This window comes from Flagellimonas alvinocaridis (assembly GCF_965248585.1).
In the GTDB taxonomy this organism is placed as follows: domain Bacteria; phylum Bacteroidota; class Bacteroidia; order Flavobacteriales; family Flavobacteriaceae; genus Flagellimonas; species Flagellimonas alvinocaridis.
Genome location: NZ_OZ252111.1, coordinates 400,268 through 412,649 on the forward strand (window position 1 = coordinate 400,268; position 12,382 = coordinate 412,649).

Genomic DNA, 12,382 nt, shown 5'->3' on the forward strand with positions numbered 1-12,382 from the left:
AAATTGTATTTAGGGGATTAAACCTATTTTTGCAACTCGAAAATGAAAGAGAATACCATGAACTACGATTTCCGTGACATTGAAGCCAAATGGCAGAAGTACTGGGCAGAAAATGAAACCTTTAAGGCAATCAACGATTCTGACAAGCCCAAATTTTATGCCTTGTCCATGTTCCCCTATCCTTCTGGGGCAGGATTGCACGTAGGGCACCCATTGGGGTACATTGCCACGGACATCTATTCCCGTTATAAAAGGCATAAAGGGTTCAACGTGTTGCATCCCATGGGGTACGATTCCTTCGGGTTGCCCGCGGAGCAGTACGCCATTCAAACCGGACAACACCCTGCGATCACTACCGAAAACAATATTAAAAGGTATCGCGAGCAGTTGGACAGGTTGGGCTTTTCGTTCGATTGGAGCAGGGAAGTGCGCACTTCCAATCCGGGATATTACAAATGGACACAGTGGATCTTCATCCAATTGTTCAACTCATGGTACAATAAAAGTTCCGATAAAGCTGAAGCCATTGAGACTTTGGTCTCCCTTTTTGAAAAGGAAGGGAATACAGCGGTAGAAGCTGTTTGTGATGAGGATGCACCCAATTTTGGTGCAGCGGAATGGAACGCGTTTTCTGAAAAGGAAAAGCAAGAGATCCTTTTAAAATACAGACTCACGTATTTGGCTGATACCGAAGTGAACTGGTGTCCGGCCTTGGGCACGGTTTTGGCCAATGATGAGATCGTAAATGGCGTATCCGAGCGTGGAGGTCATCCCGTCATCCGAAAAAAAATGACGCAATGGAGCATGCGTATCACGGCTTATGCCCAACGCTTGCTCGATGGATTGAACAAGATTGATTGGCCACAGCCGCTAAAAGATTCCCAGACCAATTGGATCGGACGTTCCGAAGGCGCTTCGGTGACTTTTAATGTCATTTCGAGCGATAGCGAGAAATCTCAAAAGATTATAGAGGTCTTCACCACCCGCCCCGATACCATTTTTGGGGTAAGTTTTATGACCTTGGCCCCTGAGCACGATTTGGTGGCTAAAATCACCACTCCAGAACAAAAAGCCGAGGTGGAAGCCTATGTGGAGGCCACGGCAAAGCGTTCAGAGCGGGATCGTATGGCTGATGTAAAGACCATTTCAGGGGTGTTTACCGGAGCATATGCAGAGCATCCGTTCACCAAAGAACCTGTTCCCATTTGGATTGGCGACTACGTGTTGGCCAGTTACGGAACCGGAGCGGTGATGGCCGTGCCTTGCGGTGACCAACGGGATTACGATTTCGCGAAACATTACCATATTGATATCCCCAACATTTTTGAAGGGGTGGATATTTCCGAAGAGGCGTTTGCCGACAAAGCGACCACCATCATAGCTAATTCCGACTTTTTGAATGGGCTTTCCTATAAAGAGGCCACTAAAAAAGTGATTGCAGAGTTGGAGAAAATTGGACATGGAGTGGGTAAGGTCAACTATCGCCTTCGTGATGCCGTCTTCAGCAGGCAACGCTATTGGGGAGAACCCTTCCCGGTGTATTATGTAGATGGGATGCCCCAAATGATCGCTTTGGAACACTTGCCTTTGGAATTGCCCGAAGTGGAGAAATACCTTCCCACTGAAACTGGCGAGCCGCCCTTGGGCAATGCCACCACTTGGGCTTGGGACGCCAAGAACAATAAAGTAGTTTCCAATGAGATGCTGAAACAACTTCAGCATGACGGTCATTCCGAACTTGATTCGGAATCTCATGAAGGAGTGTACCCGTTGGAGTTGAACACCATGCCGGGTTGGGCGGGAAGTTCCCAATACTTTAATCGATATATGGACCCGCGCAACGATGAGGCCATTTTTTCTCCGGAGGCCATTGGATATTGGCAGGATGTGGACCTCTATATTGGCGGTAGTGAACATGCCACGGGCCACCTACTGTATTCCCGTTTTTGGCAGAAGTTTATGTTTGATAGGGGTTATGTGCCCAAGGACGAATATGCCCAAAAGTTGATCAACCAAGGGATGATTACGGGGGAATCTAAATTCATCACTAAATATAGTTTAAGCATTACTCCTGGGAAAGTACCATATGAAAGTACAGGTAAATGCGTTTTGGCAAGCACTAATTTAGATTATGAAACTGAAGAACTTCCAATAGTTGAGTTTAATGGGAGTTATTTTGGACTTATATGTGAGTATGTCTACCATGTTCCAGTTGGGCTAACTCATTTGGATAAGATATATGAAAGCGAATTGATAGCTCTCATTGAAAATGATAACAGGTTTGAGGATTTAACTGCGAATGATATTGTTTGGTCTGGGCAAGACAATATCGGTAGGTATGTTTTGTTGAGAATGGAAATCGAAAAAATGTCCAAATCCAAATACAATGTCGTCAACCCCGATGCCATTTGTGAGGAATATGGGGCAGATTCCCTCCGTCTGTATGAAATGTTTTTAGGTCCCTTGGAACAATCCAAACCTTGGAACACTGCAGGAATTACGGGAGTGCATTCCTTCCTTAAAAAACTATGGCGCCTTTTTGAGGTCATTGAGGATAAAGAACCTACGGCCGATAATCTAAAAACGCTGCACAAGACCATCAAAAAAGTGGAGGAGGATATCGAGAACTTTTCGTTCAATACTTCCGTCTCCACCTTTATGATTTGTGTGAACGAACTTACCGCTCAAAAATGTACCAGCAGGGCTATTTTTGAACAGTTGGCCATTTTGGTGTCACCCTACGCGCCCCATATTGCGGAGGAGCTTTGGGAGCGATTGGGACATACTGAGTCCATTGCCGAAGCACCTTTCCCAAAGTTTGAGGAGAAATATCTAGTAGAGAGCAGCAAAGAATACCCCATTTCCTTTAATGGAAAAATGCGCTTTAAGTTGGAGTTGCCCTTGGATATGGGCAAAGACGAGATAGAAGCCGCGGTTCTGGCCCATGAAAAGACCCAGGAACAGTTGCAGGGTCGTGCCCCCAAAAAGGTGATTGTGGTACCCGGTAAGATTGTGAATATTGTAGGGTAAGCGAGGCTTCTCAAAAGACAGTAAATCTCTACGGATAATCTTTACGATGCGATGAGCAGTCATCCATAAAGTCCCTACATTTAGGGCAAATAACCAACCATGGACACTATTGAGATCATTGGCCTTGTTGCGGCCACCCTAACCACCAGTTCATTTATTCCGCAAGTTTATAAGGCGTGGCGGCACAAATCTACCCGGGATGTTTCCCTTACCATGTATTTGGCCTTTTTCATTGGAACCATGCTGTGGCTATACTACGGTTATGTGCATGAGAGCCTAGCCATAATATTGGCGAATGGTATAACTGGTATTTTGGTCATTGTAATGCTTGTTTTAAAAATAAAACACAAATAGTCCAATCTACCCCCTTATTGTTTAGGGTACTTTACAATAATATATTATTAAATATAGATTGACCCCATAAAAAAATAGGGTATAATGTAAATTTTATGTGAAATTTATCTGGCAACCCCTACATTTTATCGATTTCATTTCTTTGATTCCAGTTTTTATAACAACTTTGGGTATAGTAACCATAAAACACAACAAGATGATTGTAGGGGTGCCTAAAGAAATCAAAAGCAGTGAAGGCCGAGTTGGTATGACACCAGCTGGGGTTTTTGAATTGGTGAAGAATTACCACACCGTTTATGTGCAATCTGGCGCAGGTGAGGGCAGTGGTTTTTTTGACAAAGATTACCAACAAGCCGGGGCGACTGTTCTGGATACCATTGAACAGGTGTATGCTAAGAGTGATATGATCGTGAAGGTCAAAGAACCTATTGCCGAGGAGTACGATTTGGTTCAAGAAGGGCAGATTGTTTTTACCTACTTTCATTTTGCTTCGAGTGAGGCCTTGACGCAGGCCATGATTAAAAGCAAGGGAATCTGTATTGCCTATGAGACTGTTGAGGATGAGGAGGGTACACTGCCCTTGTTGACCCCTATGTCTGAAGTGGCCGGAAGAATGGCCATTCAACAAGGAGCCAAGTATTTGGAAAAACCCGTAAAGGGCCGTGGAGTGCTTTTGGGAGGAGTTCCAGGTGTTGCTCCAGGCCGTGTGTTGATCCTTGGGGCAGGAACCGTGGGCATTCAAGCTGCAAAAATGGCAGCAGGACTTGGTGCACACGTAACCATTTTGGATGTGAACATGAAACGGCTTCGCTATGTAAACGATATTATGCCAAGTCATGTGGTAACGGAGTTTTCAAATGAGTTCAACATCAGAAAGCATATACAATCCCATGACCTTATAATAGGGGGCGTGTTGTTGAAAGGGGCCAAGGCGCCCAATCTGATCACTAGGGATATGCTCAAAGACATGCGACCAGGAACGGTTATCGTGGATGTGGCGGTGGACCAAGGAGGATGCGTGGAGACTACCAAGCCAACCACACACGGCAACCCCATATATATTATTGATGATGTGGTCCATTACTGTGTGGCCAACATGCCAGGGGCCGTGCCCTATACGTCAACCGTGGCCTTGACGAATGTAACTTTGCCCTATGTGCTGAAATTGGCCAATATGGGCTGGCGAAGTGCCTGCAATTTGGATAAGACCTTGGCCAAAGGGTTGAATATTGTTGAAGGAGAAGTGGTATACAAAGAAATTGTTGAGGCTTTTCATTGGGAATCTGCTTTGGCGTAAAAACATACATTTTGTCAGTAGAAGAACCCCGCCGAACCTTGGCGGGGTTTTTGTTGTAATATGGTATATTTATAAGACCAAAAATCGAATAGTTATGATGACATATTATATATTGATCGGTGGAATTGCACTGGTGAGTTGGTTGGTGAGCAACAAACTGAAAAGTAAGTTCAAGAAATACTCCCAAGTACATCTGAGAAATGGCATGAGTGGTGCAGAGATTGCACAAAAAATGCTTGATGACCATGGCATCCGTGATGTAAAGGTAACTTCTACCCCAGGAATGCTTACGGACCACTATAATCCAAAAAACAAGACCGTTAACCTTAGCGAAGGCGTTTACAGTCAACGTAATGCCGCCGCTGCTGCTGTGGCTGCCCACGAATGTGGACACGCGGTACAACATGCCCAAGCGTATGAATGGTTGACCATGCGATCCAAATTGGTTCCTGTGGTAAGCGTAACTTCGGGAATGTCTACTTGGGTCGTATTTGGAGGTATCGCCTTAATGGCGGCTACAGGTGTTGCGGGTGGAATTGGCTTCTATATTGCCGTGGCCGGTTTGGTGATGATGGGGATGGCTACGCTATTCAGCTTTGTGACCTTGCCTGTTGAGTACGATGCCAGTAAGCGGGCCTTGGTATGGTTGAAGCAAAAAAACATGGTGAGCCAGCAAGAATATGCAGGAGCCGAGGATGCCCTAAAATGGGCGGCACGAACCTATTTGGTAGCTGCGTTGGGCGCATTGGCCTCACTACTTTATTGGGCCTTACAAGTGTTTGGAAGCAGGGATTAACAATGCTTTTAAGAATAAATTATAAGCCTGCCCGGAGTCAATCCGAGCAGGTTTTTTCTTGTCATAACCTATTGCTATATTTTTTGTAGCTTTGCTATTAAAATTATAGCATCATGAAAATACCTGTTCCCGGTCAACCAGTTCGTGGCTCCAAAACGGGTCAGCCTATCATGGCTTTGCTCGATTTGTTGGGCAGAAGTTGGGCCATGGGGATTATATGGCACTTGTATTCTGGACCCAGTACTTTTCGGGATTTACAAGATTATTGTGAGTCCATTTCACCAAATACACTCAACACTAGGCTCAAAGAACTCCGGGAATGCCATTTGATTGCCAGAACAATGCATGGTTACAGTCTCACCGAGCAAGGGGTGGAATTGTTTGAACTTTTAAAGCCAATGGGTTCATGGGCTCGACATAGTTGGGCCAAAAGTTTTGAGAACGACAATCAAAAATAACTATGAGAAACATTAAAAAACCGCTTCAGGGAGAATACCCACCATATTCACATATTTATATGGATTTGATGAAAGATGATGTTAAGGTTTTGGAGCATCTCTGGCAAAATTTTCTTGAGATTAAGGATTGTATCCAATCCCTTCCAAAGGAGAAATTAACGTATCGTTATGCTGAGGGTAAATGGACTATTAAAGAGATTCTGGTGCATCTTATAGATGATGAACGGATTTTTGCTTATCGGGCGTTACGGTATGCCCGAAACGATAGTACACCGCTTCATGGTTTTGATCAAGATGAATATGCCAAGTTTTCCGACGCCAATAGTAGAAGCTTGGAAAGTATATTTGAAGAGTATGAATGGGTAAGAAAATCTACCATTGCCCTATTTAAGTATTTGCCAGAAGAAAGTTTTACCCGGGGGGGAGAAGGTATTGATCATGATGGAAGTATTATCAACAAAAGAACGGTTCGAGGATTGGCTTATCATATTGCAGGGCATGAACTACGACATTTTAACATCATTAAAGAACGATACCTAAACTAAAAACGGGGCCAAAGGCCCCGTTTCATTGGTATTTTTTTTTGAACCTATTCCATCCAATTGGCTACTTGATTGTCGATCATCTGAAGTCCCACACCTTCCGTGCCGGTCACCGCGATCATGTCCAAAATGTCACGTATGGTGTTCTCCTCTTCAACTTGCTCCAGAACAAACCAGTCCAAGAAACGCTCAGTAGCTATATCTCCCAGTTCACGGGCTTTTTTTACAATGTTGTGAATGGACTTGGTAACGGCCACTTCATGCTCCAAGGTGCTTTCAAATACATCAACAATGGAAGAGTAGTCATGGTTGATTCCCGTAACTTCTGGGGATAGGGGATTTCCTCCTGTATCAATCAAAAATTCGAAAATCTTCATCATATGGCCACGCTCTTCCTCAGCTTGCTTGTAAAAGAATTTGGCACTGGTAAAAAACCCATTCTGCTCGCACCAAGACGCCATGGCCAAATAGGTGGCAGAAGCATGGGCTTCCATTTTTATCTGTCCGTTGAGCAAATCCATGGATTCCACTTTAATGCCCATACTTTGTCTTGCTATATCTTTCATTTATATTGGGTTTATCAAGTTATACTAACAAAAATACGGAATTTGATTCCGTTTTGGAAGTAACTCCCTTGTTTTAAGGCAGTTTTAGATTGAATAAAAATAGGAGGAAGAAAACAAATCTAAATGGAGGCGGTCTCACGTTCTTCAGAAAGGCCCAAAGCAACAAAGCTATGGTCGACCAATTGTTTTAAATCCAAGACTTCTAAGGTGTTAAGTACAAATAGATGCTCTTTGTTGCAAAGCATGAGTACCTCAAAGCCGTGTCTGTTCAAATCCCCGTCAAAATGATCTTCAATGGAGATGGACAATACCTTGTATCGGAGGGAAAGCAATTGGCAAAGTGACATTCGCACCATCTTTTGCCCAAAATCCACATAGAAACAACGTTCCTTCACGGATTGGTACAAAGTGTAATATGTAGACTGATAAACTACATTCATGGGTACAAATGTAAACTTTATTTAGATTGAATACAAATATCAGATTTGAATTTGCCGATCTATTTGTTGGTCCAATGAAATGAAAGTTTCGGTTCGTGAAACGCCTTCAATTTGTTGGATTTTTTTATTGAGCACCTGCATAAGGTGTTCATTGTCGCGGCACAAGACTTTTATGAGTATGGACCAGTTTCCGGTGGTGTAATGGCATTCCAGAACCTCTGGGATTTTCTCAAGTTCCCTTACAGCCTGCGGATTGGCCATGGCTTTGTCTAAAAAGATGCCAATATATGCCATGGTAGTATAACCTAATACCTTGGGATTGATAACGAATTTTGACCCAGATAGGAGGCCAGAGCTTTCCAATTTTCGTAATCTTTGGTGAATGGCCGCCCCGGAAATACCAATGTTACGGGCAATTTCCAAAATGGGCCTCCGGGCATCTTCCATCAAAAATCTTAGGATTTTCTTGTCTATGCCATCAATTTTAACCGAACTGTTATGATTTTTCACAGAAAAGATTTAAAACTGAAGCTAAAGATATAGAAAATATGAATTCGGTTAACCTGCAACAGAATCTGGATTGTAGCCTAGATAGAGAACCTCGTACTCTTTAAAATGTATCCCATAGGATTTGAGTTCACTTAGTATGGGTTGATAAACCTCCATACTTATGGGTATCTGTACCCCAGGGGTTGTTATTTTTTTGTTCAATATCTGCAATGTGGCCATCGCCACAGGCAGACCTACTGTTTTGGACATGGCGGTATAGGTTCTGTTTTCGCCAATGACCACCATGTTTGCATCAATCTGCTTTTTTTCACCGTTTAATTCGTATCCAAATTTGTGGTACATCACGATCATGTCTTTTTCATCTTCCCTGAGGGTCCAACTATCTTCCAAGATAAATTGTAGTATTTGTGCTGGGGTTGCATTCTTTAGCGGTATTTTTTTGGAGGGATCAAAAAGATTGAGTTCCAACAATTTTCCCCAACGGATATCGTCTTGGTCTATTTTTAGATAGTGCCGCATTTTTAGCTCCACAGAATCAGTAGGGGAATAAGGAAGAAACAGGTTTACAAACTCTCTATAAGACATGCCTTCCGAGTTTTCTATGGTGTAACTATCATCGGTCATCCCCAAAATAACAAACATCTGCCATGCTTTGGAAAACCCTACCCTTCTCATGGTGCCCCTAAAAAGCGTAAGGGCGTCCTGAAGACCGTAAGCTTCCCTATATTTTAAGGAATCACGGTTGGCGTAGGCTTCAAACTTTCCGTGTCCTTCTACATCCAAAAACTCCGTTCTTCTGAACAGTTTTTGGTAGGGGATGTATTTATAGGTCCCTTCCTGAATGAATTTTGCTGTGCCGCCCTGTCCCGCCAGGACAACATTTCTAGGGTTCCAGGTAAACTTGTAATTCCAGAGGTTGGAATCGCTTTCTGGAGCTACCAACCCACCAGTAAAGGATTCAAACAGTAACATTTTACCACCTTTGGATCGGATACGATCTATCACTTCCATGGCACTCATGTGGTCAATTCCAGGGTCAAGTCCTATTTCATTCATAAAAATGAGACCGTTCTTTTTGACCTCTTCGTTAAGGGCTTCCATTTCTTTACTCACATAAGAAGCCGTCACCAAGTGTTTTTTATATTGGATGCAATCCTCTGCAATCTTAATGTGCAAATTGGCCGGAAGCATGGAAATAACGATTGATGCCAACGACACGGCTTTCTTGCGTTCTTCTTCGTTAAAGATGTCCAACGTAATAACCTCACAATTTGGATGAGAGGAAAATTGCTCAGGAATGTTCTTTGGTTGTAGGTCTCCAATGACCAAATGGAGATTTTCACTATCTGATTTTTTGAGGAGATAGTCTAGTAGATAGGAGGTTGATTTTCCTGCCCCAACAACTAAAATAGTGCGGACCATAGGTTTTGATTACTTTTGATTAAAACGGATACTAAGGTATCAAATTGTTATATTTCTAAAAAAATTAGTAAAAAAAGTTATGAACAGAACAATATTGTTGACGGGAATTCTACTTGGTTTGTTGGCCATAGTTTTGGGTGCCTTTGGGGCCCATGGCTTGGAAAAACTGGTAGATTCTGAATCGGTTGAGGTCTTTGAGACTGGTGTGAGATACCAAATGTATCATGCTTTGTTCCTGCTTTTTTTGGCAATATTCGGCAGCCTTGGTGAAAAGCATAAAAAGAGGGTATACTTGATGATTTTGATAGGAATTATCCTATTTTCTTTTTCAATTTATTTTTTGGCCCTCAACAGTCTTACCAACTTTGATTTTAAAGTCATTGGTTTTTTAACACCTATTGGTGGAGTTTTTCTGATTTTGGGATGGTTTCTTTTGGGATATTACATTTTAACCCACAAAGGGCTTAAATAAACCACAAAAGAGGGTTTAAAAGTTATATTTTTCTAGTTTTGCAGTATATAAAAAACTAACAAATGAAAGCTTCCACATCAGCTTCGAAAACGATTTCGCTAAAACCCTATGGAATTCAACACAAGAATGTCCATTATCAACTTTCTCCAGACGAATTGCACGACCTCACCTTGCAAATGGGCATGGGTAAAGAGTCATCTTCTGGTGCTTTGGCCATAAATACGGGAGAGTTTACAGGAAGGTCTCCCAAAGACCGTTTTATTGTAAAGGACGACATTACAGAGGATAAGATTTGGTGGAGCAACATCAATATCCCTTTTGAGAGTGAAAAATTTGATCTACTGTACAATAAGGTCATTGATTACCTCAATGAAAAAGAGTTGTTCGTTAGGGATTCGTACGCTTGTGCCGATCCCAAATACAAAATGAACCTGAGGGTCATCAATGAATATCCTTGGTCCAATATGTTTGCCTACAACATGTTTTTGAGGCCCACTGAAGAGGAGTTGGAAGGTTTTGAACCAGAATGGACTGTAGTCAATGCGCCGGGCTTTATGGCAGACCCAGAAGTAGATGGAACGCGACAACACAACTTTGCTATCTTAAACTTTACCAGAAAGATTGCATTGATTGGAGGTACAGGCTATACCGGAGAAATTAAAAAAGGCATTTTCTCTGCCCTGAATTTTATTCTTCCTGTTTATAAAAACACACTTCCTATGCATTGCTCTGCCAATGTTGGTGAAGCTGGGGATACAGCGATTTTCTTTGGATTGTCAGGAACTGGAAAGACCACCCTATCCACTGATCCGCACAGAAAGCTCATTGGTGATGATGAACATGGGTGGACCGAAGCCAATACAGTTTTTAATTTTGAGGGAGGCTGCTATGCCAAGGTCATTGACCTTTCGGAGGAAAGTGAGCCTGAGATTTATGGAGCAATCAAAAAAGGAGCCATTTTAGAGAATGTGATTATGGATGATGATGGGGAGGTCGATTTTTCCAACACTTCCATAACGCAGAATACTCGGGTGAGTTACCCTATTTATCACATAGATAATATGCAAGAGCCTTCGATAGGGGAAAATGTAAAGAATATCTTTTTTCTCACTGCTGATGCTTTTGGGGTATTGCCCCCCATTTCAAAATTAACACCTGCCCAAGCGGCCTATCACTTTATTTCGGGATATACGGCCAAGGTAGCCGGTACTGAAGCAGGGGTTGTGGAGCCCCAACCTTCCTTTTCAGCATGTTTTGGCGCGCCATTTATGCCATTGCATCCCACCAAATATGCCGAAATGTTGAGCAAAAAAATGAAAGAATCCGGAGTAGATGTTTGGTTGATCAACACAGGTTGGACCGGTGGACCTTATGGTGTGGGTACCCGTATGAAGTTGAAGTATACCCGTGCCATGATCCATGCAGCATTGAGTGGAGAGCTTGGGTTGTATTGTTACGACAAGTATCACATCCATTCTGTTTTTGGGGTGGCCCAACCAAGGGAATGTCCCGGGGTTCCAACAGAGGTACTAAGCCCTAGAGCCACATGGAACAATGATGAAGCATATTATAAAACCGCATTTAAATTGAGCAACGCCTTCAGGGAAAACTTTAAAAAGTTTGAAGCCGATGCAAACGAAGAGATAAGGCGAGGTGGTCCGCAACGCTACGCCTTTTAGAATTGGAAGTAAAGGAAAAAAGCCCGGTAATGCCGGGCTTTTTTTATTGGGATACAAATAAAATTCTTACTTATTTACGCTGGTAATGTATTTCTGTAGCGCCATGGTCATGGATGGTGTCTCCGGTGTGGGAGCCTGAATGTCTATTCGAAGACCAGCGTCGGTAGCAGCTTTTACAGTGCTGTTGCCAAATACGGCAATGCGGGTGTTGTTCTGCTCAAAATCCGGGAAATTCTTCAAAAGCGATTCAATTCCTGATGGGCTAAAGAATACCAATACATCGTAATAAACGTTTCTAAGGTCTGAAAGGTCACTGATGACCGTCTTATAGAAAATACCGCGTTTCCAATCTATGCCCAACTCATCCAAAGCCTGGGGCACTGCTGCCTTAAGCGCGTCGGAGGAAGGTAAAAGGAATTTCTCATCCTTATATTTTTTGATAAGCGGAACCAGTTCATTGAACGTACGCTTACCAACATAGATTTTACGCTTTCTATAGACCACATATTTTTGCAAGTAGTAGGCGACTGCCTCTGATTGGCAAAAATACTTCATGGTGTCAGGAACCTTAAAACGCATCTCCTCGGCAATTCTGAAAAAATGGTCAACAGAGTTTCTGCTGGTCAGGATAATTGCCGTAAAGTTGTTCAGATCGATTTTTTGCTGCCTTACATTTTTGGCTTCAACTCCCTCTACATGGATAAAAGGCCTAAAGTCTACTTTAACCTTTTCTTTCTCGATCAACCGTGAGTAGGGAGAGTTTTCGATTTTGGGTTCTGGTTGGGAAACCAAAATTGTTTTTACTTTCATAAGCTT

13 protein-coding genes are annotated in these 12,382 nt (G+C 42.8%); 8 read left to right on the forward strand and 5 right to left on the reverse strand.

What is annotated here, in order from left to right; genetic code table 11:
• Window positions 1–57 precede the first annotated feature (57 nt).
• From ACP14V_RS01790 to ACP14V_RS01815, 6 genes are all read left to right on the forward strand, one after another.
• Window positions 58–3,030, forward strand: a complete 2,973-nt coding sequence (locus ACP14V_RS01790; RefSeq protein ID WP_272610891.1) for a leucine--tRNA ligase — start codon at window positions 58–60, stop codon at window positions 3,028–3,030.
• Between the two features lie 99 nt (window positions 3,031–3,129).
• Complete coding sequence (locus ACP14V_RS01795) at window positions 3,130–3,384, forward strand: SemiSWEET family sugar transporter (RefSeq protein WP_136565353.1); 255 nt, start codon at window positions 3,130–3,132, stop codon at window positions 3,382–3,384.
• Window positions 3,385–3,580: 196 nt separating this feature from the next.
• Window positions 3,581–4,681, forward strand: coding sequence for an alanine dehydrogenase (ald, locus tag ACP14V_RS01800; RefSeq protein ID WP_272610890.1), 1,101 nt, complete (start codon window positions 3,581–3,583; stop codon window positions 4,679–4,681).
• 94 nt (window positions 4,682–4,775) lie between these two features.
• Complete coding sequence (locus ACP14V_RS01805; RefSeq protein WP_272610889.1) at window positions 4,776–5,477, forward strand: zinc metallopeptidase; 702 nt, start codon at window positions 4,776–4,778, stop codon at window positions 5,475–5,477.
• A gap of 113 nt (window positions 5,478–5,590) precedes the next feature.
• Complete coding sequence (locus ACP14V_RS01810) at window positions 5,591–5,935, forward strand: winged helix-turn-helix transcriptional regulator (protein ID WP_272610888.1); 345 nt, start codon at window positions 5,591–5,593, stop codon at window positions 5,933–5,935.
• 2 nt (window positions 5,936–5,937) lie between these two features.
• A complete protein-coding gene (locus ACP14V_RS01815) occupies window positions 5,938–6,480 on the forward strand; it encodes a DinB family protein (RefSeq protein ID WP_272610887.1) in 543 nt (180 codons plus the stop codon).
• Between the two features lie 44 nt (window positions 6,481–6,524).
• Here ACP14V_RS01815 and ACP14V_RS01820 read toward each other — a convergent pair whose 3' ends face one another.
• The 4 genes from ACP14V_RS01820 to ACP14V_RS01835 all read right to left on the reverse strand — a co-directional run bounded on the left by ACP14V_RS01820 (window position 6,525) and on the right by ACP14V_RS01835 (window position 9,415).
• Window positions 6,525–7,043: a ferritin gene (locus ACP14V_RS01820; protein ID WP_136565358.1), complete on the reverse strand. Its 519-nt coding sequence runs from the start codon at window positions 7,041–7,043 to the stop codon at window positions 6,525–6,527.
• Window positions 7,044–7,162: 119 nt separating this feature from the next.
• Window positions 7,163–7,483 carry a hypothetical protein gene (locus ACP14V_RS01825; RefSeq protein WP_136565359.1) on the reverse strand — a complete coding sequence of 107 codons (321 nt, stop codon included), beginning with the start codon at window positions 7,481–7,483 and terminating at the stop codon, window positions 7,163–7,165.
• Between the two features lie 39 nt (window positions 7,484–7,522).
• Window positions 7,523–7,993 (reverse strand): Lrp/AsnC ligand binding domain-containing protein, encoded by a 471-nt coding sequence (locus tag ACP14V_RS01830; protein WP_136565360.1) that lies wholly within the window; start codon window positions 7,991–7,993, stop codon window positions 7,523–7,525.
• Between the two features lie 48 nt (window positions 7,994–8,041).
• Entirely contained in the window at window positions 8,042–9,415 is a 1,374-nt protein-coding gene (locus ACP14V_RS01835) for a saccharopine dehydrogenase family protein (protein WP_272610886.1), read from the reverse strand.
• Between the two features lie 79 nt (window positions 9,416–9,494).
• On the opposite strand from ACP14V_RS01835, the gene ACP14V_RS01840 reads away from it, so the two are divergent.
• On the forward strand, window positions 9,495–9,887 hold the full coding sequence (locus tag ACP14V_RS01840; RefSeq protein WP_272610885.1) for a DUF423 domain-containing protein: 393 nt from the start codon (window positions 9,495–9,497) through the stop codon (window positions 9,885–9,887).
• 62 nt (window positions 9,888–9,949) lie between these two features.
• Window positions 9,950–11,566 (forward strand): phosphoenolpyruvate carboxykinase (ATP), encoded by a 1,617-nt coding sequence (pckA, locus tag ACP14V_RS01845; protein ID WP_272610884.1) that lies wholly within the window; start codon window positions 9,950–9,952, stop codon window positions 11,564–11,566.
• Window positions 11,567–11,632: 66 nt separating this feature from the next.
• Here pckA and ACP14V_RS01850 read toward each other — a convergent pair whose 3' ends face one another.
• Window positions 11,633–12,376, reverse strand: a complete 744-nt coding sequence (locus ACP14V_RS01850; protein ID WP_136565364.1) for a uroporphyrinogen-III synthase — start codon at window positions 12,374–12,376, stop codon at window positions 11,633–11,635.
• Between the last annotated feature and the right edge of the window lie 6 nt (window positions 12,377–12,382).